19 protein-coding genes are annotated in these 25019 nt (G+C 65.4%); 10 read left to right on the plus strand and 9 right to left on the minus strand.

The genetic code is table 11. The annotated features are described in order from the left end of the window. Window positions 1–4: 4 nt before the first annotated feature. On the minus strand, window positions 5–1012 hold the full coding sequence (locus VK98_RS14510) for a hypothetical protein (RefSeq protein ID WP_048414728.1): 1008 nt from the start codon (window positions 1010–1012) through the stop codon (window positions 5–7). 239 nt (window positions 1013–1251) lie between these two features. Here VK98_RS14510 and VK98_RS14515 point away from each other — a divergent pair, with 239 nt between their 5' ends. From VK98_RS14515 to VK98_RS14535, 5 genes are all read left to right on the plus strand, one after another. Further along, complete coding sequence (locus VK98_RS14515) at window positions 1252–2586, plus strand: M23 family metallopeptidase (RefSeq protein WP_048414729.1); 1335 nt, start codon at window positions 1252–1254, stop codon at window positions 2584–2586. Next, entirely contained in the window at window positions 2586–3683 is a 1098-nt protein-coding gene (locus VK98_RS14520) for an anhydro-N-acetylmuramic acid kinase (RefSeq protein WP_048414730.1), read from the plus strand. Before VK98_RS14515 ends, VK98_RS14520 begins: the two co-directional genes overlap by 1 nt. A 116-nt stretch (window positions 3684–3799) precedes the next feature. Then, window positions 3800–6097 (plus strand): DNA translocase FtsK, encoded by a 2298-nt coding sequence (locus tag VK98_RS14525; protein ID WP_048414731.1) that lies wholly within the window; start codon window positions 3800–3802, stop codon window positions 6095–6097. Between the two features lie 60 nt (window positions 6098–6157). Further along, window positions 6158–7246, plus strand: a complete 1089-nt coding sequence (gene hemH, locus VK98_RS14530; protein ID WP_048414732.1) for a ferrochelatase — start codon at window positions 6158–6160, stop codon at window positions 7244–7246. 279 nt (window positions 7247–7525) lie between these two features. Then, complete coding sequence (locus VK98_RS14535; protein WP_048414733.1) at window positions 7526–8749, plus strand: branched-chain amino acid ABC transporter substrate-binding protein; 1224 nt, start codon at window positions 7526–7528, stop codon at window positions 8747–8749. 154 nt (window positions 8750–8903) lie between these two features. Here the strand turns inward: VK98_RS14535 and VK98_RS14540 are convergent, their stop codons facing one another. Genes VK98_RS14540 through VK98_RS14550 form a run of 3 tightly spaced genes read right to left on the minus strand, consistent with a single transcriptional unit; the run spans window position 8904 to window position 10851 of the window. Next, entirely contained in the window at window positions 8904–9719 is an 816-nt protein-coding gene (locus tag VK98_RS14540) for a crotonase/enoyl-CoA hydratase family protein (RefSeq protein WP_048414734.1), read from the minus strand. Then, window positions 9716–10210, minus strand: a complete 495-nt coding sequence (locus VK98_RS14545) for a DUF4442 domain-containing protein (RefSeq protein ID WP_227108215.1) — start codon at window positions 10208–10210, stop codon at window positions 9716–9718. Before VK98_RS14545 ends, VK98_RS14540 begins: the two co-directional genes overlap by 4 nt. Before the next feature lie 56 nt (window positions 10211–10266). Next, entirely contained in the window at window positions 10267–10851 is a 585-nt protein-coding gene (locus VK98_RS14550; protein ID WP_048414735.1) for a TetR/AcrR family transcriptional regulator, read from the minus strand. Window positions 10852–11075: 224 nt separating this feature from the next. On the opposite strand from VK98_RS14550, the gene VK98_RS14555 reads away from it, so the two are divergent. The 4 genes from VK98_RS14555 to VK98_RS14570 all read left to right on the plus strand — a co-directional run bounded on the left by VK98_RS14555 (window position 11076) and on the right by VK98_RS14570 (window position 18715). Further along, window positions 11076–13127: a site-specific recombinase gene (locus tag VK98_RS14555; RefSeq protein ID WP_156187884.1), complete on the plus strand. Its 2052-nt coding sequence runs from the start codon at window positions 11076–11078 to the stop codon at window positions 13125–13127. A 473-nt stretch (window positions 13128–13600) separates the two neighbouring features. Then, the gene (gene fliD, locus VK98_RS14560; protein ID WP_048414736.1) at window positions 13601–14959 is read left to right on the plus strand and encodes a flagellar filament capping protein FliD; all 1359 of its coding nucleotides are present in this window, start codon (window positions 13601–13603) and stop codon (window positions 14957–14959) included. 212 nt (window positions 14960–15171) lie between these two features. Next, window positions 15172–16167 carry an LD-carboxypeptidase gene (locus VK98_RS14565; RefSeq protein WP_231589289.1) on the plus strand — a complete coding sequence of 332 codons (996 nt, stop codon included), beginning with the start codon at window positions 15172–15174 and terminating at the stop codon, window positions 16165–16167. Between the two features lie 103 nt (window positions 16168–16270). After that, window positions 16271–18715 (plus strand): prolyl oligopeptidase family serine peptidase, encoded by a 2445-nt coding sequence (locus VK98_RS14570; protein ID WP_048414738.1) that lies wholly within the window; start codon window positions 16271–16273, stop codon window positions 18713–18715. On the opposite strand, the gene VK98_RS14575 is transcribed toward VK98_RS14570, so the two are convergent. Further along, entirely contained in the window at window positions 18712–19851 is a 1140-nt protein-coding gene (locus tag VK98_RS14575) for a sulfite exporter TauE/SafE family protein (protein WP_048414739.1), read from the minus strand. The two genes, VK98_RS14570 and VK98_RS14575, sit on opposite strands and share 4 nt — an antisense overlap. Before the next feature lie 134 nt (window positions 19852–19985). Here VK98_RS14575 and VK98_RS14580 point away from each other — a divergent pair, with 134 nt between their 5' ends. Next, window positions 19986–20261: a metal/formaldehyde-sensitive transcriptional repressor gene (locus VK98_RS14580; RefSeq protein WP_048414740.1), complete on the plus strand. Its 276-nt coding sequence runs from the start codon at window positions 19986–19988 to the stop codon at window positions 20259–20261. A 228-nt stretch (window positions 20262–20489) separates the two neighbouring features. On the opposite strand, the gene VK98_RS14585 is transcribed toward VK98_RS14580, so the two are convergent. The 4 genes from VK98_RS14585 to VK98_RS14600 form a co-directional block, all read right to left on the minus strand. Then, window positions 20490–21299, minus strand: coding sequence for a MetQ/NlpA family ABC transporter substrate-binding protein (locus VK98_RS14585; RefSeq protein WP_048414741.1), 810 nt, complete (start codon window positions 21297–21299; stop codon window positions 20490–20492). A 73-nt stretch (window positions 21300–21372) separates the two neighbouring features. Continuing rightward, on the minus strand, window positions 21373–22059 hold the full coding sequence (locus tag VK98_RS14590) for a methionine ABC transporter permease (RefSeq protein WP_048414742.1): 687 nt from the start codon (window positions 22057–22059) through the stop codon (window positions 21373–21375). After that, the gene (locus VK98_RS14595; protein WP_048414743.1) at window positions 22059–22796 is read right to left on the minus strand and encodes a methionine ABC transporter ATP-binding protein; all 738 of its coding nucleotides are present in this window, start codon (window positions 22794–22796) and stop codon (window positions 22059–22061) included. Before VK98_RS14595 ends, VK98_RS14590 begins: the two co-directional genes overlap by 1 nt. A 373-nt stretch (window positions 22797–23169) precedes the next feature. After that, the gene (locus VK98_RS14600; protein ID WP_048414744.1) at window positions 23170–25005 is read right to left on the minus strand and encodes a SurA N-terminal domain-containing protein; all 1836 of its coding nucleotides are present in this window, start codon (window positions 25003–25005) and stop codon (window positions 23170–23172) included. Window positions 25006–25019 lie beyond the last annotated feature (14 nt).

A 25019-nucleotide genomic window follows, 5' to 3' on the forward strand; every position in this document is an offset into this window, starting at 1 on the left:
TTTCTCAATACAAGGCGGACAACGGCAGCGGCCGCTTCCAGAATTTCCACAGGTCGTTGCGGCTCACCTTCAATTCCAGCCCGCCGGGGCCGTGAGCGCGCAAGGCCAGGCTGTCGATCCGGCCCTGGCGCAAGGCCTGCAGCAGGGGCGCGAACCAATCGCGCTCCAGCCGCTGCAAGGTTTCGCGCCAGCCCCAGGCGTCGCGGTACTGCGCCGCCGCCTGCAAGGCGTCCAGCGCCAGCAAGCTGTCGCGCCCGCCGGCCTGGTCGATGAAGCCGGCGAAGTCGTAAGGCGCCGGCAGGCAGGGCTCGCCGGCCTCGGCTGCGATCCAGCCCAGCCAGTCCTCGTCGGCGAACACCTGCTCCGCCGGCGCGCGCCAGCCCGGCTCCACGCCGCCGCCCCACAGCCACAGGCTGTTGACGCCGAGCTCGCCGCGCGCCTCGCGCTCGTCGTTCAGCGGATGCGCGTACAGCAGCATCTGCAATTCATTCAGCAGCCGGCTCCAGTCCAGGCCGCGCTCGCCCTGCGGCAAGTGCTCGTTGATGTCCTCGCCCACCACGTCCGGCAGCGGGCTGAAGCTGGCGGCGGCCGGCGCGTCCAGCTGCAGCAGCCAGCGCCCGGGCTCCAGCGGATGGATGCGCCAGCCGTCGTCGGCGAAATGGCGGTTAGCCGCGTCGGCCAGGGTTTCGGCCTCGGCCTGGCTCAAGCTCATCACGCCGATATCGGCCAGCAAGGCGCGGTCGCGGTCCACGCGCACATGCACCGGATCGGCCAGCAGCCAGTCGCCCCGTTCCGCCGGCATGCCGGCGGCGCGCGCCCGCAAGCGCGCCAGGCCCGCCGCGGAGCCGCGCCACGGCGCGGTCAAAAGTTCGCTCAGCGTCGCCGGTTTGGCGGCGCGCTCGCCCTGGCCCAGCAGGCGCTGCAGGGCCGGAAGCTGCAGGCCCTTGCACACATCGGCGCCGTCGTGGCCGTCCAGCCAGAGCAGACCGGGCAACAACAATGTCAATTTCATTTATCGCTACACATGGATGACGAGATCGAAGTAATATCAAAGCCTTGCAAAAACGCCCTGGCATGGGCGCCGGGCGAAATCAGGCGGATAGCATCCGGAATCGCGGCTATAATTTACAGTTTGCACAGGAACTTATGCCGCGCAAGCTCCCCAAATGTTGAGACGCGGCCGCAAGGCCTGTGATTGGCAAATACGGAATTTACAAAGGTTGGCCCACGGCCAGCCTTTTATAGTGAACGATGGATTATCGCAAACTGCTACATATCCCGCAAAAATGCTTCCACAAGCTGATGAACCACCATCTGAGCTTGATCGGCGCGGCCGCCTCCCTGCCCTTGTTCGGCATGGCCACCGCCTTCGCCGTGGCTCAGAACGGCGCCCAACCCGCCGCCCCGGACATCCAGCAAAAAGAAGTCACCGAACGATTGAGCCTGCCCGCCTTCAGCTTCAGCGAAAGCGGCACCCGTTACTGGCGCGACGAGGCGATCCAGCGCGGCGACACCATCGCCCGCGTGCTGAACCGGCAGGGCATCCGCGACAGCGAGGCCAACCGCTTCCTGCACTCCAGCCCGCTGTCCAAGGACTTGCTCAAGTTGAAGACCGGCGCCACGCTGTCGGTGCAGACCAACGACTTGGGCGAATTGTTCGGCCTGCGTTTTCTCAATGACGACGAGAACGGCGAACAAGTGCTGGTGGCCGTCGAAAAGGTCAACGGCGAATGGCAGGCCAGCGCCGACCCGATCGCCACCGAGGCGGTGCAGACGGTGCGCTCGCTGCTGATCACCCGCTCGGTAGGCGCCGCGCTGGCCAAGGCCCAGGTGCCGCGCGACATCCGCGCCCAGCTGTCGGAAATCTTCGCCGACCAGTTCAACATCAACTCGCTGGGCAAGGGCGACCGCATCAATCTGGTGTACGAGACCCTGCTCTACAACGGCGCCCCCATCGCCGCCGGCAACCTGCTGGCGGTGGAAATCCAGCGCTCCGGCAAGCTGCACCAGGCCTTCTACTTCGCCCACGACAGCGAATCCGGCGCCTATTACGACGCGCTGGGCAAGCCGATCAAGCAGGGCTTCAGCCACCAGCCGGTGGCCAACGCCCGCATCAGTTCCGGCTTCGGCTTCCGCAAGCATCCGATACTGCGCTCGCTGCGCCTGCACTCCGGCGTGGACTACGCCGCCGCCACCGGCACCCCCATCATCGCCCCGGCCGACGGCACCATGGTCAAGGTGGAACGCCAGAACGGCTATGGCAATATGGTGGAAATCCGCCACAATCAGAAAATGACCACGCTGTACGCGCACATGAGCCGCTTCGCCCAAGGCGCGCGCGCCGGCAAGAGCGTCAAGGCCGGCGAAGTGATAGGCTATGTCGGCAGCACCGGCCGCTCCACCGGCCCGCATCTGCACTTTGAAGTGCGGATCAACGGCCAGGCGGTGGACCCGGCCACCAACGCGCTGCCGACGCCGGGCCTGAGCGCCACCCAGCTGGCCGAATTCAAATCCGGCAACCAATCGCTGACCGCGCACCTGAAACTGCTGCGCGAACTGCCCACCAATATCGCATTGCTAGACTGATGAATGAACGCTTGATCGGACTGATGTCCGGCACCAGCCTGGACGGCGTCGACGCCGTGCTGGTGCGCTTCGACGAACAGGGCGCGCCCAGCGTCGAGGCCGACCATTTCGTCGCCTACCCGCCGCGGCTGCGCGAACAGGCGCTGGCGCTGCAAGCCCGCGGCGACAACGAACTGGACCGCGCCGCCCGGCTGGCCAATGAACTGGCCGAACTCTACGCCCAGGCGGTCAACGGCCTGCTGGCCGCGCAAGGACTGAAGCCGGCCGACATCGCCGCCGTCGCCAGCCACGGCCAGACCATACGCCACGCGCCGGACGCAGGCTATACCTGGCAGATCGGCAATATGGCCCGCCTGGCCGAGCTGAGCGGCATCGACGTGATCGCCGACTTCCGCAGCCGCGACCTCGCCGCCGGCGGCCAGGGCGCGCCGCTGGTGCCGGCCTTCCATCAGGCGGTGTTCGGCTCGCCGACGCAAAACCGCGTGATCCTGAACCTAGGCGGCATCAGCAATCTGACCCGGCTGCACCCCGGCCAAGCGGTGGTCGGCTTCGACTGCGGCCCCGGCAATATGCTGATGGACGCCTGGTGCCTGCGCCACCAGGGCCAGCCCTACGACGCCGACGGCCAATGGGCGGCCCAGGGCGCGGTGGAGGCCTCGCTGCTGCAGGCGCTGCTGGACGAGCCCTTCTTCCGTCAGCCGCCGCCCAAGAGCACCGGCCGCGATCTGTTCGACCTGCCCTGGCTGGAACAAAAGCTGCTGGGCCGCCACGTGCCCGCCGTCGACGTGCAGGCCACGCTGCTGGAATTGAGCGCGCGCAGCGTCGCCCAGGCCATCGCCCTGCTCTGCCCGGCCAATCAGACGGTCTTCGTCTGCGGCGGCGGCGCGCGCAACGGCGCGCTGATGCGCCGGCTGGCCGCGCTGCTGCCGGAGCAAGACATCGCCGGCACCGCCGCGCTGGGCCTGCCCGAACACCAGGTGGAAGCCGCCGCCTTCGCCTGGCTGGGCTGGCGCTTCCTGCGCCGCCTGGCCGGCAACCTGCCAGAAGTGACCGGCGCGGCCGGCGGGCGCGTGCTCGGCGCGCTCTACCCCCGCTAGGCGTTTCAACAGGGAACGCCATCAAGTCTTGTCAGCAAAGCTGAATACATTCCGACACGCTTAAACCGGGCGTGTCAGGCTATAATCAGCGACAGTCATAGCCGAACAAGAGAAAAATGCGACTTTTCAAGCGCAAAGCCGTAGTCAAAAACAGCCAGACGCCGTTGCCGCCGCAGCTGGCCTCGCTGCTGCGCGAGGCGTGGTGGCTGCTGATGGCCGTGCTGGCCGTCTATCTGGTGCTGGTGCTGGCCAGCTACTCCCCGCTCGACCCCTCCTGGTCCCACAGCTCTTCCGACCCCACGGTGCGCAACTACGGCGGCGCTTTCGGCGCCTGGCTGTCCGACATGCTGCTCTACGTGTTCGGCCTGTCCGCCTGGTGGCTGGTGGTGTTCTGCCTGGTGGCCATCGCCTGGGGCTATCAGCGGATGGAAACCCTGGGCTTCAAGCTCAACCCGATCACCGTCGCCGCCATCGGCGGCTTTCTGCTGCTGCTGTTTTCCAGCGCCAGCATAGAAGCCATCATCCTGGCGGAAAAAGCGCTGAACCTGCCGCTGTCCGCCGGCGGCATGCTGGGCCATTTCATCGGCCTCGGCATCGCCCACGGCCTGGGCCTGTCCGGCGCCTACCTGTTGCTCAGCGTGCTGGCCGCCATCGGCTTCTCCCTGTTCACCGGCCTGTCCTGGCTGGACATCATGGAACGCCTGGGCGGCGCGCTGGAAGACGGCGCCCTGAAGCTGTGGCACAGCTGGCAGGCGCGCAAGGACAGGGAAATCGGCAAGGAAACCGCACAGAAGCGCGAAGCCAAGATCACCACCGAGAAAAAGAAGAACGAAGAGAAAATCCCTCTGCGCATCGAACCGCCGGTGCTGGACGTGCCGCTGTCCACCAAGGCGCAGAAGCCGGTGCAGCAATCCTTGTTCGCCGACCCCAAGGACGGCGCGCTGCCCGGCCTGACCCTGCTGGAAGCGCCCAAGGAACAACAGGAGCCGGTGTCGCAGGACACCGTGGAATACACCTCGCGGCTGATCGAGCGCAAGCTGGCCGACTTCGGCGTCGACGTCAAAGTGGTGGCTGCCTATCCCGGCCCGGTGATCACCCGCTACGAGGTGGAACCGGCGGTCGGCGTCAAGGGCGCCCAGGTGGTCAACCTGATGAAGGACCTGGCGCGCGCGCTGTCCCTGGTCTCCATCCGCGTGGTGGAAACCATTCCCGGCAAGACCTATATGGGCCTGGAACTGCCCAATCCCAAACGCCAGATCGTGCGACTGTCGGAGATCGTCGGCTCCGACGGCTACCAGAACATGGCCTCCAAGCTGACCATGGCGCTGGGCAAGGACATCGCCGGCCAGCCGGTGTCCGCCGACCTCGCCAAGATGCCGCACGTGCTGGTGGCCGGCACCACCGGCTCCGGCAAATCGGTGGCCATCAACGCGATGATCCTGTCGCTGCTGTACAAGTCCACGCCCAAGGAAGTACGACTGATCATGGTCGACCCCAAGATGCTGGAGCTGTCGATCTACGAAGGCATCCCGCACCTGCTGGCCCCGGTGGTCACCGACATGAAACAGGCCGCCAACGCGCTCAACTGGTGCGTGGCGGAGATGGAGCGGCGCTACAAGCTGATGTCCAAGCTGGGCGTGCGCAACCTGGCCGGCTTCAACCAGAAGATCAAGGACGCGGACAAGGCCGGCGAGAAAATTCCCAACCCGTTCAGCCTGTCGCCGGAAACGCCGGAGCCGCTGGACACCCTGCCGCTGATCGTGGTGGTGATAGACGAGCTGGCCGACCTGATGATGGTGGCCGGCAAGAAGATAGAGGAATTGATCGCGCGCCTGGCGCAGAAGGCGCGCGCCGCCGGCATCCATCTGATCCTGGCCACCCAGCGGCCGTCGGTGGACGTGATCACCGGCCTGATCAAGGCCAACATCCCGACGCGGATCGCCTTCCAGGTGTCCAGCAAGATAGACAGCCGCACCATTCTGGACCAGATGGGCGCGGAAACCCTGCTCGGCCAGGGCGATATGCTCTATCTGCCGCCGGGCACCGGCTACCCGGTGCGGGTGCACGGCGCCTTCGTCGCCGACGAGGAGGTCCACCATGTGGTGGAATTCCTGAAAAGCACCGGCGGGCCGGATTACGTGGAAGGCATTCTCACCGGCCAGAGCGAGGGCGACGACGGTTCGTCCTCCGGCCTCGACGGCGACACGGACGGCGAGGCCGACCCGCTGTACGACGAGGCCGTCGCCATCGTGCTCAAGACGCGCAAGGCGTCGATTTCCTCGGTGCAGCGCCATCTGCGCATAGGCTACAACCGCGCCGCGCGGCTGATCGAGCAGATGGAATCGGCCGGCCTGGTTTCGGCGATGGAAAGCAACGGCAACCGCGCAGTGCTGGCGCCGTCCCGCGAAGACTAAGACCCCCCAAAAAAAACCGCCCGGGCGTCACGCCGCCCGGCCCCAACCAAGAGGTCCCGCATGGCGGATTTCAAGCCCGAACCCCCTTTTCGCCACGACTACGCGCCCAAGACCGGCGTGCTGCTGATGAATCTGGGCACGCCGCAAGCGCCCACCGCCAAGGCCCTGCGTCCCTATCTGAAAGAATTCCTGTCCGACCGCCGCGTGATCGAAATCCCGCGCGCGCTCTGGTGGCTGATCCTCAACGGCGTGATCCTGAACACCCGCCCCGCTCAGTCCGCCAAGAAATACGCGGCGATCTGGGAAAAGGACGGCTCGCCGCTCTACACCCACACCCGCAAACAGGCGGCGCTGATCAAGGGCCAGCTGGGCGAGATGGGCTTGCGCAATCTGGTGGTGGACTTCGCCATGCGCTACGGCGAGCCCTCGGTGGAAAACGTCGTCGCCCGCATGCGCGAACAGGGCGTGGAGCGGCTGCTGGTGGTGCCGCTGTATCCGCAATACGCGGCCTCCTCCAGCGCCACCGCGCTGGACCAGTTGTTCCGCGCGCTGATGAAGCTGCGCAATATGCCGGAGCTGCGCACCGTTCGCCATTTCCACGACGACCCCGGCTATATCCGCGCGCTGGCGGAACAAGTGCGCGCGCATTGGCTACAACACGGCCGCGGCGACAAATTGGTGATGAGCTTTCACGGCGTGCCGCGTTTCACTCGCGACAAAGGCGACCCCTATCACTGCGAATGTCAGAAAACCGGCCGCTTATTGGCGGAAGAATTGGGTTTGTCGCAACAAGAGTATCAAGTCTGCTTCCAAAGCCGCTTCGGCCGCGCCGAATGGCTGCAGCCTTATACCAGCGAAGTATTGGCTCAGTTGGGCAAGGACAAGACCGGCAAGCTGGATATTCTCTGTCCCGGCTTTATCGCCGACTGCCTGGAAACGCTGGAGGAAATCGCGATGGAAGGCAAGGAAACCTTCCTCAGCCACGGCGGCGGCGAATATCGATACATTTCGTGTTTGAATGAAAATCCGCAATGGATTCACGCAATCTCGACTATGATCAAACAGAATCTGGCGGGATGGTGCGAGGCCCCGGAGGAAAACGCCCCGCTGCGCCAGCAACGCGCCCAGGCCCTGGGCGCCAAGACTTGAAACCGGACTGCTCGCAAAAATTCGAACAAGTCGTTTAAATTCAAAAACTTGAAAAACAAGAAACGCCACCTGGCAGTTATTCCAGGTGGCGTTTGCGCTTTAGACACACCATTAGCCAAGAAGTTTACAAATAGTTGCACCCCTCCCCGGTTTTGACATTGACACTCGCGCAAACAGCTACCCATAATCAAACGCAACCAATGGTCATTTTCACCAAATACCGTTGGCCACAAAGAGATGACTAGAGTCTACAGAATAGAGAATCAGGGGATACATCACATGAACAAATATGTCCGCCTCAGCGTCATTGCCGCTGCCGCCATGACCCTGGCCGCCTGCGGCAAGCAAGAGCAACCGGCCGCCAACCAGGCGGCTTCGGCCCCGGCTCAAGCCGCAGGCGACGGCGCCGTCGTCAAGATCGGCCAGGTATCGCCGATGTCCGGTCCGATTTCCCATCTGGGCAAGGACAACGAATACGGCGCCAAGCTGGCCATCGCCGATTTGAACGCCGCCGGCGTGGAAATCGGCGGCAAGAAGCTCAAATTCGAACTGGTGTCGGAAGACGACCAGGGCGACCCGAAGATCGGCACCCAAGTGGCGCAGCGCCTGGTTGACGCCGGCGTGGCCGGCGTGGTGGGCCACCTGAACTCCGGCACCACCATCCCCGCGTCCAAGATTTACTCCGACGCCGGCATTCCGCAGATCTCCCCGTCCGCCACCAACCCGGACTACACCAAGCAAGGCTTCAAGACCACCTTCCGTGTGATCGCCAACGACGTGCAGCAGGGCCGCGCGCTGGGCGAATTCGCCGCCGTCGGCCTGAAAGCCAAGAAGATCGCCATCATCGACGACCGCACCGCCTACGGCCAGGGCCTGGCCGATCAGTTCGAGGCCGCGGTCAAGGGCAAGGGCGCCGAAGTGGTGAAACGCGAGTTCACCACCAACACCGCCACCGACTTCAACGCCATCCTGACCTCGATCAAGGCCAGCAAGCCGGACCTGATCTTCTACGGCGGCATGGACGCGCAAGCCGGCCCGCTGGCCAAGCAGATGCAGCGCCTGGGCCTCAAGGCCAAGCTGATGGGCGGCGACGGCTGGCAAACGCCGGAATTCATCAAGCTGGCCGGCGAGGCCTCCGACGGCCAGTACGCGTCCAGCTGCGGCGTGCCGCGCGACAAGATGCCGGGCTTCGCCGCCTTCAACGACAAGTTCAAGAAGCAGTTCAACACCGAGGTGCAGATCTACGCGCCGTATGAATACGACGCGGTGATGGTGCTGGTGGACGCGATGAAGCGCGCCAAGTCCACCGACCCCAAAACCTATCTGGCCGAAGTGGGCAAGACCGGCTACACCGGCGTGACCGGCAAGATCGCCTTTGACGACAAGGGCGACATCAAGAACGGCGCGGTCACCGTGTACCAGGTCAAGGGCGGCAAGTGGGAAGTGGTGTCCACCGTCGGCGGCGAAGCCGCCGCCGCGCCGGCCGCCAGCGCCGCCCAGTAAGCCCGTCAAACCGCTAGACCCCGAAGAGGCGCTCCGCGCCTCTTTTTCTTTGCCCGCCGCCGGGCCTGTTCAAGGCCGCGCGGCGGACTTGGCGCCGCCGCCAAGAACAATGGCGCCCTGAGGCGCCATTGAGGGGACGACGGACGAGCCGCGCTCAGTCGCGGAACTGCGCCGCGTGGCCGGTCAGGATCGCCATGCCGGCCTTCTGGATGTCCTCGGAGATCAGCATCGCCGCGTTCCAGGTCGCCACATAATTAAGGCCGTCCGCCACCGAGTGGTCGCGGCTGTAGTTGAGCACGTCCTTGCAGCCGCGCATCGACAGCGGCGACTTGGCGGCGATCAGCCGCGCCGACTCCAGCGCAGACTCCAGCGCGGCGTCGGCGTCCGGCAGCACGCGGTTGACCAGGCGCATCGCCAGCGCCTCCTCCGCGGCCACGTCGCGGCCGGTCAGCGCCAGTTCGCGCGCCAGACCCTCGCCCACCACGCGCGGCAAGCGCTGCAGCGAACCCACGTCGGCCACCATGCCCACGTCGATCTCGCGCACCGAGAACACCGCGTCCGCCGCGGCGACACGGAAATCCGCGGTCAGCGCGATGTCCAGGCCGCCGCCGACGCAGGCGCCGTGCACCGCGGCGATCACCGGCTTGCGGCAGCGCTCCAGGCTGTTGACGCAGTCCTGCAGATCCAGGATCAGCCGACGCAGCTTCTCGCGCTTGCGCGCCTCGCAATCGTCGGCGATCTCCGCCTGCACGCCCATCAGCATGCCCAGGTCTATGCCGGAACAGAAATGGCGGCCCTCGCCGGCCAGCACGCCCACGCGCGCCTCCGGTGCGTCGTCCAGCCACTCGAAGGCCGCGCGCAAGTCCTGCCACATCTGCCAGTTCAGCGCATTGGCCTTGTCCGCGCGATTGAGGCGGATCAGCGCCACGTGCTGGTTCAGTTCTACGCGCATCGTTTCCAGATTGATCATGCCGCCGCTCCCTGTTCCGGGCGCTTCTTGGGAATCCACGCCCACAGCATTTCACATTCGATCGGAGATTCGCCGGATTCGTCGGTGACCAGCACCGGCACCAGCACCTCGCCCTTTTCCGTATCGTGCATCAGTTGGATCTGCTCGGCGTTCAGGCTGGCCACCGCGCGCATATCGCCCTGCGAGCGGCGCACGTAGTTGACCTTCATCGACTTGAGCAGCATCAGCTTGTCGTCCGGCATATTCATGCCGACGACGAAGCCGGTAGACGTCTCCGCCAGCAGGGCCATCGCCGCGGCGTGCACGCCGCGAATGTGGTTCTGCACCTTTTTGCGGTTGCGGATGGACACCGTCAAGCGCTGATGGCCCACCTCCTCGAAACGCAGGCCGGCGGTGGACAGAAACGGCACGATCTTGCCGAACATCATGCTCAATACCGTGCTGCGCATCCCCGCCGGCAACTTGCCCACTTTGTCGGCAATGCGGCTCATGCTGTTTTTCTTGTACTCCATGTAGCGCCCCTCTGTTGTTGTCGTGATTCCGGCACTCAATGCCCGGGCAAGCCCAATATCGCGCGCACCTGCCGCTTGATGGTGTCCAGCGCGCCGTCGTCGATGCGCGCCAGCTGCAAAGCGCCTTGCAGCGCGGAAAACAGCATCATGCCGATGGCCTCCGGCGTGCCGGCGTAGCGCATCTGGCCGCAGGCCGCGCCGCGCCGGGTGATGTCCACCGCCCACAGCCGCATCTCGTCGATGAAGGCCGCTGCCTCGCGCTGCATCTCCTCCGGCAGCGTCAGAAACTCGGTGCTGAGAATGCCGCTGGGGCAGATCTGCCGGTGCTGCCGGTAATAGCTGTCGCTCAAACCGAAATACGCCTCCAGCTGCGCGCCGGGGTCCAGCGCCGCCTGCTGGTCGATGAAGCGTTGGAAACGCCGGCGGTAACGCTGGATCAAGGCCACGCCCAGATCGCTTTTCTTGGGGAAATGATAATGAATGGCGGCGTTGCGCACGCCCAGCTCCGAGCTGATGTGCTGGTAGCTGAAAGCGTTGAAGCCCCGGCTGAGCAGCAGTTGCTCGGCGATGTCCAGAATGCGCTTGCGGGTGTCGGTCTTGGGGTCGGAGCCTTGAGTCATGCGAAGCACTCTACTTACTGGTCAGTAAGGTGTCAATTGCGCGATTTTGCAAGCAAAGCTGGAAACTGAATCAATCGTCCCCATCTCTAATCCCCGTTGCCGATTCCACGCGCCGCCAGCCGTCCGCCCGCGCAGGAAAATCAGGCCGCTTGCGCCTACCATTAAGATCAGAAGGCCGGAATCGAGCCCCCCGCCACCCACTTGCACCCAAACCAGCACCCTAGATGAGCGAAAACATTCAGTCCCCCAGCCTGGAACAGGCCTTGCGCCAGATCAGCCAAGCGCCGGCCCAGCTCGACGCCCTGTCCGCCCTGCTGCAGTGCCTGCGCCCCGACGACGCCGGCAAGCCGCAACAAGCGGTCGTCAACCTGCAAGCGCTGTCCTATCTGCTGGAGCATCATTCCGACTACCGCGCGGCCTTGCGCAAGGCGCTGCTGCAATTGCTGACCGAAACCCGGCAGATCCCGCTGTACACCGAATGCGGCATCCTGGCCAACGAAGGCTTCGGCTCCACCTTGCTGCGCCGCGTCGGCGAGCGCATCCTGCCCATGCCCTACAAGGCGGACTCGCTGCAGGACCGCTTCAGCCGGCTGTTCAGCTGGAAGCAGGACTACGTCTGGCTGGCGGCGATTCCCGACGCCACCTGGCACGCGCTGTGGCGGGCGATGGCCTGGCAGGAGAACGACAACGCCGACGGCTGGCAGCAGACCCGGCTGCAATTGCTGGAATCGGTGCAAGTGCTGTCGGCTCAGATCACCGCCATCGGCCTGGAACCCGAGCTGGTGCGCATCAACCCGGACATCGAGCGCTTCGAATCGCCGTTTCTCAATCTGAACGCCGAAGTGCAGCGCTATGTCGACGGCTACCGCCGCGATCTGGTGGAAGGCCTGCCGCGCGCCGAGGACGACAAGCACGTGCTGGTGCTGCTGGACCAGTGCGAGAGCATTCTCAACAAGGTGCGCAAGAACGCGCGCCGCTTCGGCATCTCGGTCAACCTCACCTACCACGGCCTGCGGCTGGCGCAGAGCATCGCCCGCATCCGCGCGCTGCTGGCCATTCTGGACCCGGAGCACGACCCGGCCTCGCAGCCGCATTTGTTTCAGCTCATCGTCACCTTCGCCCGCGCCGAAAACCGCAAATACAGCCTGCGCGACCTGTTCAAGTCCAATGTGGAGCTGCTGGCGCTGCAAGTCACCGAGCACGCCGGCCGCCACGGCGAGCACTACATCGCGGAAAGCCGCAAGGAATGGTCCGCGATGGCCAAGGCGGCGATGGGCGCCGGCCTGATCGTCGGCTTCATGGCGCTGATCAAGCTGATGCTCAGCCGCGGCCACCTGCCGCCGCTGTGGGAAGGCATCGCCTTCGGCCTCAACTACGCCATCGGCTTCATCATCGTGCAGATCCTGCACCTGACCATCGCCACCAAGCAGCCGGCGATGACCGCCGCGCGCATCGCCGCGGTGCTGCATGAAAACAACGGCCACAAGAAACAGCTGGAGGACCTGGCCGACCTGGTGGTCAAAGTGATGCGCACCCAGTTCGTCGCCATCCTCGGCAACGTGCTGCTGGCCATCCCCACCGCCGGCCTGATCGCCTTCGCCTGGCAGGCCGCCTTCGGCGCGCCGGTGGTGGACGTGGCCAAGGCGCAGCGCCTGCTGCACGACATCGATCCCATCCACAGCCTGGCGCTGCCCCACGCCGCCATCGCCGGGGTGTTCCTGTTCCTGTCCGGCCTGATCGCAGGCTATTACGACAACAAGGCGATCTACCGCCGCATCCCTGAACGCATCGCCTCCCACGCCGGGCTGAAGCGGCTGCTGGGCGAGCACCGCGCCTGGAAGCTGGGCAGCTATATCGAACACAATCTGGGCGCGCTGGCCGGCAATTTCTACTTCGGCATGTTCCTGGGCCTGACCGGCACCATAGGCTTCATCCTCGGCCTGCCCATCGACATCCGCCACATCACCTTCTCCGCCGCCAACCTGGCCTTCGCCACCGTGGCGCAGGACTTTCAACTGCCCCTGGCCACGGTGCTGCTCGGCTGCGCCGGCGTGGCGCTGATCGGCCTGACCAACCTGGCGGTCAGCTTCTCGCTGGCCCTGTGGGTGGCGCTGCGCTCGCGCAAGCTGTCCGGCAGTCTGCTGTGGCCGCTGGTGCCCATGCTGTTCAAACGCTTCCTCGGCGCGCCGCTGTCCTTCTTCCTGCCGCCCAAGGCCCCCGTCCAGGAGACGGCCGCCGCGGACGACGACGTCGGCGAGGTCAAGAACCACTCTTAAGAACCTGTTTACGATCTGCTGCGCGTCGGCGATACGGCGTTGAAACCCGCTTCGAAATGCTCATGTACCACGAGTACATTCCGCTTTCTCAGCGGTTTTCGCCTTGTCTCGCTCTTGCTCGCTAGATCGTAAACAGGCTCTAAGACGACGCCGGGCCGTCAACCGCCCGGCGCCGCCCGCGTTATTGCCGATGAAGGACTTAGAGCCGCCAACAAAACTGCGCAGCGTCCCCAAGCCAAGGCGCGCCGACGCAGGCAGTGCCTGCGGCACGACAAGGAGACGCAACGCAGGATGAGGGCTTATGTTAGCGACTCTTAAGGCTAAAGTTGGCGGCCGAACGGCCGATAGCATGACAGTAGTCCGTCCGCCGGCTGGCAGCCGGCGGCCCCGTGATGGAACGCGAACGACACAAGACTGAATTTTCTCGCAAGACAAGCGCGCCGGCGGCAGCGGCGCGCCAGGGAGGCGTCGTCATGGCATCCATCACCACCAGCGTAGGCCCGCTGGACGTGCAAAGCATTGTCAGCCAGCTGATCGCAGTGGACTCGCAGCCGCTGACCCAAAGCCAGACCCGGGTCAGCAACTACCAGTCGCAGCTCAGTTCCATCGGCCAGATCAGCTCGGCCTTGTCCAGCCTGCAGACCGCCGCCACCGCCATGTCTTCCGGCAGCTTTCTGCAACAGTTCCAGATCTCCTCCACCGACGGCACCGTCGCCAGCGCCAGCGCCACCAGCGGCGGCGTGGCCGGCAACTACGCGCTCAACGTCACCCAGCTGGCGCAGCCGCGGCAACTGGTGTTCGACCAAGACTCCAGCGGTCTGGCGATCACCGACCAGAACGCCGCGCTGAGCGGCGCGCCCGGCGCGCTGAGCTTCACCGTCAACGGCGCCACCAGCACCGTGCAGCTTGGCCAGAACGGCGGCGCCGTGTCGCTGTCCTCCATCGCCGACAGCATCAACAGCGCCGGCATCGGCGTCAACGCCTCGGTAGTGGAGTACGACAACACCTTCTCGCTGGTGCTGGCCTCCTCGCAATCCGGCCCCGCCAACGCCTTCAGCATCGCCGCCGGCGGCAGCGACAGCGGCGCCGTTTCCGGCAACACCCTGGCCGGCCTGGGCCAGAGCAGCGCGGCCGCCGGCGAATCCGCGGCGGCCCAGGACGCGCTGCTCACCGTCAACGGCGTCAAGGTTTCCAGCAGCAGCAATACCCTGAGCAATGTGATCAACGGCGCCACCGTCAACCTGAACAAGCTGGGTCAGGCGACGCTGAACATGAGCCAGAACACCGCCAACGTCACCTCCACGCTGCAGAACTTCGTCAGCGCCTACAACCAGGTGATCAGCGCCAGCAACGCCGCCCTTAACGGCAGCATGAAGAACAACAGCGACGTCATCGGCCTGCAAGAGCAATTGTCCGGCCTGCTCAGCACCCCGGTGCCGGGCGTCGACGCCTCTTCCTCCTACGCCTACCTGGCCCAGGTCGGCATCACCCAGCAGGCGGACGGCACGCTGAAACTGGACTCCAGCGCCTTCACCACCGCGCTGAACGCCAACCCCGGCGCAGTCGCCAATCTGTTCGGCAACGCCCAGAACAACGGCTACGCCAACACCTTCAACACCGCCATCAACAATCTGCTGGGCCCAAGCGGCATGGTCACCACCGAACAGGGCGACATCAACGTCAAAATCAATGACGAAAACAATCTGCAGACCCGGCTGAACAACCAGCTGGCCACCGAGAAAAGCTCGCTGCTGAACGAATACACCGCGCTGAACAGCGAGCTGTCGGCCATGCAGCAATCCACTTCCAGCCTGGCCAACCTGCTGGCCTGAACGCGTCGATGTTGGCGGCGGCGCCCTGCGCCGCCGCGGCGTTTGCCGTATACTGACGCAACTCACGCAGCCTTGCGCTGTCGAACCCCGTTTGCACCAGCCCTTTCAGGGCCCCGGATTCAATGACTGCCCGCATTCAATACTCTCGTCGCCAACTACTCCAGATGGGCGCGCTCAGCGCCGGCCTTGGCCTCTTGCAAGGATGTCGCACCATGGTTGACCAATCCCTTTCAACGCCGGCCGCCGTCGGCAGCAGCCTGTATTTCACCGCCTGCTCCGGTCCGCTGCCGGACGCGCGCCAAAAGCAGCAAGCCGTGGAACGGCTGCGCCTGGCCGGCTATCAGCTGGAAAACGTTCAGGCGCTGGACCGCCGCCATCAACGCTTCGCCGGCAGCGACGCGCAAAGGCTGGCCGACCTCAATCAGCTGATCTCGCGCCGCCGCGCGCCGCAGCTGCTGGTGGCCGGCCGCGGCGGCTACGGCGCCACGCGACTGCTGCCCCACATCGACTACGGCCGCCTCTGCCCGCTGCTGCGCGAATCCGGCAGCCAGCTGATAGGCTATAGCGACTTCACCGCCATCCAGCTGGCCTTGCTGGCCAAGGGCGGGCTGGGCAGCTTCGCCGGCCCCATGGTCAGCGACTTCGGCGCCAAACAGCCCAGCGCCTTCACGCTGAACGAATTCCTGACCACCACCACCACCGCCAACCGCCAGCTGCGCGTCGACGCGCCGCAAGCCCACAACGCCAGCGGCGAAGGCGTGTTCTGGGGCGGCAACCTCAGCGTGCTCAGCAGTCTGGTCGGCACCCCCTATCTGCCGGACATCAAGGGCGGCCTGCTGTTCCTGGAAGACGTGTCCGAACAGCCCTACCGCATCGAGCGCATGCTGCAGCAACTGCATCTGGCCGGCGTGCTGGCCAAGCAACGCGCCATTTTCATCGGCGATTTCAATATGAGCCGCCAGGTCGACATCTACGACCCCGGCTACACCCTGGACGCGGTGCTGGCGGAAATCCGCCGCCTGACCGGCGTTCCGGTGCTGACAGGCATTCCTTTTGGTCATGTCCACGACAAGACCACGCTGCCGCTGGGCTTCCCCGCCCGCTTCAGCGCCGACGGCGGCGGCCTGAGCCTGCAGTTCTTCGACTACCCGGTAACTCCGGACAATCCTCAGCAAAAAGAACTACTTAGCGCGGCCACACCGCTCTAGCGCCTCCCAGGCCGCCGCCGTCCGCGCGCGGCGCGCCTTGACGCTCCGGCGAGACTAGGGCAAGTTTTTCGGCTTGCCCGCCATCCCTCCTCAGGAGCCTCGCATGCCCCCTCGTTTCCCGCTGCTGGCCGGCGCGCCGCTGCTCGTCGGCCTGCTGGCTTCGGCGCCGGCCGACGCCGCCGAACACGGCTACCAGACCCCGCCCGCCGAATTGCAGGCGCTGGTGGACGCGCCGCGTCCGCCCTTGCAAAGCCTGGGCCCCAAACGCCGGACCCTGCTGCAAATCCATCGCCCCGGCCTGCCCGGCATCGCCGACGTCGCCCAGCCCGAACTCAAGCTGGCCGGCTTGCGCCTGAACCCCGCGATGCGCGCCGCCAGCCGTTTCGACTTCGGCACCGCTCTGAGCCTGCTGGACGTGAAGCAAGGCGGCAGCCGCGCGGTGCGCGGCCTGCCCGTCGGCGCCCGCATCGCCGACAGCGCCTGGTCCGCCGACGAAAGCCGCGTGGCGTTCAGCCTGTGGGGCGCCAAGGGCGTGGAACTGTGGCTGCTGAACGTGGCCGACGCCCGCGCGCACAGGCTGGGCGACTTCCACCTCAACGCCGCCACCGGCCCCGGCTTCGCCTGGTTCGGCGAACAACTGCTGATCAAGCGCGTGCCCGCGCGCCAAGGCCCAGCGCCGCGCCCGCCCCAGGCCCCAAGCGGCCCCAACATCCAACAAAGCGAAGGCGGCGCCCTGTCCCAGACCCGGACCTATCCCGACCTGCTCAAGACCCCGTACGACGCCGATGTGCTGGACTACCAGCTGCAAAGCCAGTTGGCGCTGGTCGGCCTGGACGGCAAGCTCAGCCCGATAGGCCAGCCTGACCGCTACCTCGGCGTCAGCGGCTCGCCCAATCGCCAATACCTGCTGGCCACCCGCCTGCAGCGCCCCTACTCCGGCCTGGTGCCGCTGTCGCGCTTTCCCAAACGCGTGGACGTGCTGGACCGGCAGGGCCGCATCGCCCGCACCGTGACCCAGCGCCCGCTGCTGGAACGCATGCCCTCGGGCAACGACGCGGTGGAGACCGGCCCGCGCGAAATCGCCTGGCGCGCCGACGCGCCGGCCAGCCTGTTCTGGGTGGAGGCGCTGGACGGCGGCGACCCCGGCCGCGCCGCCGCCGAACGCGACGCGCTCTACCTGCAAGCGGCGCCCTTCCAGCAAACGCCGCGCCAATGGCAGCGGCTGGCCAGCCGCTTCGCCGACGTCCGCTGGGGCCGCGGCGACCTGGCCCTGGTCCGCGAACACTGGTGGAAAACGCGCGAACTGAAAGTCTGGCGCGCGCGCCCGGATCAGGACGCGGCGCCGGAGCTGCTAAGCCGCCGCAAATCGGAAGACCGCTACAGCGACCCCGGCGAGGCGGCCATGGTCAGCAACGCCAACGGTCAGTCCGTGTTGCAGACCACGCCGGACGGCGGGTCCGTCTATCTGTTGGGAGAAGGCGCCGGCCCCGACGGCGACCGCCCCTTCGTCGACCGCTACGCGCTGGCCGACAAGCGCGCCACACGGCTATGGCAATCGCAAGCGCCGTGGTTCGAACAGCCGGCGGCGCTGCTGGACGACGCCGGCCGGGAGCTGCTGCTCAGCCGCGAAACCGTGGACCAGCCTCCCAACCTCTACCGCCTGGCGCTGGGACAAGCGTCCGCCCCTGTGGCGCTGACCCGCATTCCACACCCGACGCCGCAATTGAAAAACGTCGCCAAGAAGCTGCTGCGCTACCGGCGCGCCGACGGCGTGGAGCTGACCGCCACCCTCTACCTGCCTCCCGGCTACGAGGCCAAGCGCGACGGCCCGCTGCCGCTGCTGATGTGGGCCTACCCCACCGAGTTCAAAACCGCCGCCGCGGCCAGCCAGGTGACGGAATCGCCGTACCGCTTCAACCGCGTCAGCTATTGGGGACCGCTGGCGATGCTGGCGCGCGGCTACGCGGTGCTGGACGACCCGGGCATGCCCATAGTCGGCGAAGGCGACAAAGAGCCTAACGACAGCTATCTGCCGCAGCTGAAAATGAACGCCCAAGCCGCGGTGGACGAAGTGGTCCGCCTGGGCGTGGCCGACCCGGCGCGCATCGCCGTCGGCGGCCACTCCTACGGCGCCTTCATGACCGCCAACCTGCTGGCGCACACCCGGCTGTTCCACGCCGGCATCGCCCGCTCCGGCGCTTACAACCGCACGCTGACGCCTTTCGGCTTCCAATCCGAAGAGCGCAATTTCTGGCAGGCCCAGGCGGTCTACCAAACCATGTCGCCGTTCAACTACGCCAATCAGATCAAAGACCCGCTGCTGCTGATCCACGGCGAGATGGACAACAATCCCGGCACCTTCCCACTGCAGAGCGAACGGCTGTACCAAGCGCTGCAAGGACTGGGCGCCACCGCGCGGCTGGTGACCTTGCCGGCGGAAAGCCACGGCTACCGCGCGCGCGAATCCATCCTGCACATGCTGTGGGAGCAGGACCGCTGGCTGGGGCTGCACCTGGGCCGCGCCGACGCGGCCCGGCGGCCGTCCTAAGCGGCCAGACCGCGCGCGGCTTGCGCGGCCATGAGCAGGCCGACCGCCAGCATCAGGCCGGCCGACAGATAGGGCGCGCGCCGCGCCCACTCTCCCAGGCCGCCGAAACGGGCGCCGGCCTGGCGCACGCCCCAGGCGGCCAGCACCCCGACGCTGACCAAGGCCAGGGCCAGGCCCAGACTGAAGGAAAGCACCATGGTCGCCCCCAGGGAAAAGCGCTTCAGATGCAGGCATAGCAGCAGAATGGTCACCGAGGCCGGACACGGTATCAGGCCGCCGGTCAGGCCGAACAGCGCGATTTGCCCGGTGCCCACCTCCCGGCCGGCGAAGCGTCGCTGAATCTGCTCGGCGTGCGCGCGTTCATGCGCGTCCTGATAGACGGGCAACGCCGCCGGCGCGCGTCGCACGCTGTTTGCCGGGCGGCTTCCGGCGGCCCGGCGATAGGCCCCGCCCTGCGCCGCGCCGGCCGCAGGCGCGAGATGCAGCGGATAGCGGTGGGCATGGCCGCCGCGGGCCAGCCGCAAGGCGCTGACGCTGGCTCCGGCCGGCAACGGCGGACTCAACAGATACTCCCCCTCAGTTTCAAAACCGGATTCGCCCGCGCGGCCGTCGAGCTGCCACTCCAGCGTCAGGCCCAGTCCATCCGGCTTTGCGCGCCGCAAACCGACGCCGTACTGATACAAGGCCACGCGCGCGGCCGCGCCCGGCAACAGCAAGGCCTCCAGCAGACCGTGGCCGGTGTCTATCATGCGGCCGCCTCTGGGCGGCCGCCGCATGGCCCTCGCGGCCAGATTGTCGCGCCAGGTGCGCCACAGCATCCAGGCCGCCACCGCCATCACCACGACGGCTGAAAACAGCATCAGATAAGGCTCCGCCTGCTCGGCGATCAACTGATTGCCGTAATGGAGCGCCAGCGCCGCCAGCAGCCAGACGATCAACGAATGCGACAAGGCCGCGCACAGGCCCAGCAGCACCGCCTGGCCTATGCTGCCGCGGATGGCGATGATGAAAGAAGCCATCATGGTCTTGGAGTGCCCGGGCTCCAGCCCGTGCAACGCTCCCAGCAGGATGGCGGAAGGAATGAACAACCAGAGATTGATGCTTCCCTGTTGGATCAGTTCGGCGATTGGCGGCATCTTCGGCCTTCTTTTACAATACGTTCATGCCGGCCTCCCGCCCCCGGGCGGAAGAAACCGGCGCCACCGCAGCAAAGCTGCGCCCCATATACTATACCCCAGTATATTATCAACAATAAGGGACGTCTACGCGCATGCCGCATACCGTGAAAGACAAGAAGAAGTTATTGACCCGCGTCCGCCGCATCAAGGGCCAGGCGGAAGCGCTGGAACGCGCGCTGGAACAGGAAGTCGATTGCTCGGCCGTGCTGCAACAGATCGCCGCGGTGCGCGGCGCCGTCAACGGGCTGATGATGGAGGTGATAGAGGGGCATCTGCGCGAACACCTGGGCCCGGAGGCCGCCGACCCTCTGCAACGCAGCCAGGACCTGGAACAGGTGGTGGGCGTGCTGCGCTCCTACCTGAAATAAGAGCCCCTAACAAAACCGCGCAGCGCACCTGAGCCAAGGCGCGCCGACGCAGACAGTACCAGCAGTACGACAAGGAGGCGCAACGCAGGATCAGGGGTTTTGTTAGCGGGTCTAAGCGCGCAAAAAAATAGGGAGGGCTGAGCCCTCCCTTCAAGTCTTGTAGCCAGGAGTGTTACAAGAAATCCTGCGCCGCCGGCCGTGGGCCGGCGCGCGAATCAGCCTTTGCGCTTATTTCCAGTTCTGCGGCAGCTTGTAGCCCGCGTACTTCTGCTTGGCGAAAGCCTTGAACGCCGGCGAGTTGTAGGCCGCCACCACATCCTTGGCCCAGGGCTTGGCCAGGTCGGCCGCGCGCACCGCGCCCCAGTTGACGTAGGCGTAGCTCTTTTCCTGATAGATCGCCTCGGTCAGCTTGATGCCGGAACTGGTGGCGTAGTTGCCGTTGATCACCGAGAAATCCACGTCGCTGCGCGAACGCGGCAGTTGCGCGGCTTCCAGCGGAATGATCTTGATCTTCTTCACATTGACCGCGATATCGCGCTCGGAAGCGGTCAGCGGGTTGATGCCCGGCTTCAGCTTGACCCAGCCCAGATCTGCCAGCATCACCAGCGCGCGGGCGAAGTTGGACGGATCGTTGGGGGCGGCCACGGTGGAGCCCACTTTGACGTCCTTCAAAGCCTTGATCTTGCCGGCATAGATGCCCAGCGGCGCGGTGGGCACCTGGAAGGCCTCTTTCAGGTTCAGCTTGTGCTCTTTGACGAAATTGTCCAGATAGGGCTTGTGCTGGAACACGTTGACGTCCAGCGCGCCTTCCTGCAAGGCCAGGTTCGGGCGGACATAGTCGGTGAATTCCACCAGCTTGACCTTATAGCCCTGCTTTTCCAGGATGGGCTTGATCGACTGCTTGACCATGTCGCCGAAATCGCCGACGGTGGTGCCGATCACGATGTCCTTCTTGGCCGGGTCCGCCGCCAACGCCGCGCCGGCCACCGCCAGTCCCAATACCGAAGCCGCCACTGCCTTGATCACGAATCTGCGCATTTCTTTCTCCTGCTTGTCCATTGATGGGTAAAAGGTCCGGGACGTCGGCGGCTGCCGCCGGCGCCGGCGAATGTCAACGCTTGTCCAGCTTGGCCGCCAAGCGATTGCCCAGCAGCTGGATGATCTGCACCAGCGCCACCAGCATCAGCACCATGGCCACCATCACATCGGTCTGATAGCGGTAATAGCCGTAGCGGATGGCCAGATCGCCGATGCCGCCGCCGCCCACCACCCCCGCCACCGCGGTATAGCTCAGGAAGCTGATGGTCAGAATGGTCAGGCTGGAAATCAAGCCGGAGCGCGCCTCGTTGAGCAAGACCTTGCAGATGATCTGCAGCGGGCTGGCGCCCATCGCCTCGGCCGCCTCCACCACGCCGCGCGGAATCTCGCGCAGCGTCTGCTCGACCAGGCGGCCGAAATACGGAATCGCGGCGAAGGCCAGCGGCACCGAAGCGGCCACCGGGCCGATGGTGCTGCCCACCAGCGCCCGCGTCAGCGGCACCAGCGACACCATCAGGATGATGAAGGGGAAAGAACGCACCAGGTTCACCACCCAGCCCAGCACGCCGTTCAGCGCGCGGTTGGCGAATTGCTGACCCGGCTGGGTCAGATAGAGCACGATGCCGAGCGGGCCGCCCAGCAACACGGCCGCGCTCAGGCCTATGCCCAGCATCACCAGGGTTTCCTGGAAGGCCTGCCAGATTTCCGGCCCCATGCTCACCAGGTTTTGCAATGCTTCGTTCAGGGTTGCGGCATCCATTACGCGGCCTCCAGCAGAGAGCGCGCCAGATCGGAATCCGCCGCCACTTCGTTGTTCGACACATCCACCACTTCCACCACCCTGCCGGCGTCCAGAGCCGCCGCGCGGTGGCAGATCGCCCGCACCACGCCCATCTCGTGGGTGACGATGACGATGGTGACGCCGAAGCGTTGATTGATGTCCTTCAGGCACTCCAGCACGGCCTGGGTGGTTTTCGGGTCCAGCGCCGAGGTGGGTTCGTCGGCCAGGATAACCTTGGGATTGGGCGCCAGCGCGCGGGCGATGCCGACGCGCTGCTTCTGGCCGCCGGACAGCTGCGCCGGGTAGTGATTGGCGCGGTCCAGCAAGCCCACCACTTCCAGGCATTCGTTGACGCGCTTGTCGATATCCGCCTTGGCCCAGCCCGCCACTTCCAGCGGGAAGGCGACGTTGCCGGCCACGGTGCGGTTGGCCATCAAATTGAATTGCTGAAACACCATGCCGATATTCTGGCGCGCGCGGCGCAAGGCCTTGGCGGACAGGCTGGTCAGGTCCTCGCCGTCGACGATGACCGCGCCGTGGTCCGGGCGCTCCAGCAGATTGATCAGGCGCAGCAAGGTGGACTTGCCGGCGCCGGAAAAGCCGATCAGTCCGAAGACTTCGCCCGGACGAATGGTAAGAGAGGTGTCCGTGACTGCGTCGAACCAGCCCCCCTCAGGGTGACGGAAACGCTTACGAACATTTTGCAGATGAATCATTCCAAACACTCCAAAAGCACAAGGCCCGCCAACGAACGCGGCGGGCCTTGCATGGGAATCTTCGGAATCACTGCTGAATCGAGATTACTGTAAGCAGATGCTGGATCACGTCCTGGGTCTGCTTACCCACGCTTTAGCTGTTTTACGCCCGCAAGCTGTGTTCAAATCGGCGACTAAATTTGTTTATGATTGAACATCTATTTTCGTTTTCAGTCAATAGCTTCATTCAAAAAAACATCGAAACTGTCTCATCCCGTTCAAAAACAGCGCCTGCTTAGCGCAAAGCCTTATAAGCAAATTCGCCTGCCGCATATGAAAACCGCCGCCAGCATGCGCTGGCGGCGGCGGAGCTCAAGCCCGGATCGAGGCTGGATTACTGCGCGTCGGACAAGCCTTGCTTGCCCATGGTCACGCTGTACTTCTGACGCAGCGTGTCCAGATAGCTGGACAGCTGGGCGTTGGCGTTCATCTCGCCCAGGATCGCGCTCAGCTGGCCGCGCTCGGCCTCGCTGGCCGCCGGCGCCGGAATCACCTTGTCGATGCGGTACAGCGCGTAATCGCCGTTGTCGCGCTTGGCGCCGGCGAAGGCCGGCAGCTTGCCCGACTGAGCGGCGAACACCGCGCGCGCGTCGGCGATGGGCAGGCCGGCCGGGTCGCGGCGCAACAGGGTCTTGGCTTCGCTCCAGGCCTTGCCCTCGCCCTTGCCGGCCTTCAGCTCGGCCAACAGAGCCTGGCCTTTCTTCTCGGCCAGCTTGGCGCCTTCCTTGGCCACCAGCTCGGTCTTGATCACGTCGCGCACCTCGTCCAGCGTCTGCTGACGCTCCGGCTGATGCTCGGCCACGCGCACCACCAACAGGCGGTTGTTGCCGATGTCCACCGGCTCGCTGTTGTGCTTCTTCTTCAGCACGTCCTCGCTGAACGCCGCCTCAAGCACCTTGGGGCTGTTGAGCAGAGGATCGGCCGCCGGCTTGCCGCGGCTCAGCCAGTCGGAATGCTGCGGCTGCAGCTTCAGCTGCTCCTGCAAGGCCTTCAGCGAATCGCCCTGCTGGTAGGCCAGCTCGGTCAATTTGTCGGCCTGGCTGCGGAACAGGCCGCCCGCCTGCTGACGCTGCAGCTTGTCGGCGATCGCCGCCTTCACCTCGGCGAAGTCCTGCGCCTTCACTTCGTCCAGCTTGATGATGTGATAGCCGAACTCGGTCTCGATCACTTCGCTGATCTGACCCGGCTTCATGCGGAACACCGCGTCGTCGAAGGGCTTCACCATCATGCCGTGGCCGAAGAAGCCCAGATCGCCGCCATTGGCCGCGGAGCCCGGGTCTTGCGACTTGGACTTGGCCAGCTCGGCGAAACGGGCCGGATTGGCGCGCACTTCCTTCAGCAGCGCTTCCGCCTCGGCCTTGACCTTGGCCTTCTGCTCCGGCTTGGCGTCCTTGGCCACCGTCAGCAGGATGTGGGAGGCGCGGCGCTGTTCATTGCTGAACTCGGCCTTGTGTTGTTCGTAGTACTTCTGCAGCTCGGCGTCGCTGGGCTTGAGGCCTTGAGCCAGCGCGTCCTGGGACAGCAGCACGTAGTCGAGCTTGACCCGCTCCGGCACGCGGAAACGCTTCAGGTTGGCGTCGTAGAAGGCCTTGAGCGCGGCGTCGTCGGTCTTGACTTCGGCAGCGAAGTCCGCCGGCTTCAGCAGCAGCGAGCGCACTTCGCGGCCCTCGCCCAACAGGCCGGCCAGGCGGTTGACCACGGTGCCCGCCACGAACTCGGTGCCGGCGATGCCGGTCAACTGGCCTTGCAGCACGATGTCGCGCTTGACCTGGGCTTCGAAAGCCTCGGGCGACGGATAGCGGTTCTGCAGGAATTCACGATAGCGTTCCGGGCTGAACTTGCCGTTGTCCTGGAAGGCGGGAATGGAGGCGATGACTTTGCGCAACTGCTCGGGGCTGACGGAGACGCCGCGGTCGTGCGCGTCGGACAGCAGCAGTTCTTGGCGGATCAGGTTTTCCAGCGCGGCCTGACGGCTGGCCGGATCGGTGGGCTGGCCCTCCAGGGCTCGATCCAGATCGCGCTTGTAAATCTTGGCAGAACCTACCTTGGCGAGATAAGGGTCGTCGGAAGCTGCTTCATAGCTGCCCACGCCGAAGCCCACGAAGGTCAACGCAACAGCTCCCAATACAACCTGAATGAAGACTTTATTGTTCTGGACAAACTCGAACATGGCGATTGGCTTGA

This window comes from Chromobacterium sp. LK11, from assembly GCF_001043705.1.
GTDB lineage: Bacteria > Pseudomonadota > Gammaproteobacteria > Burkholderiales > Chromobacteriaceae > Chromobacterium > Chromobacterium alkanivorans.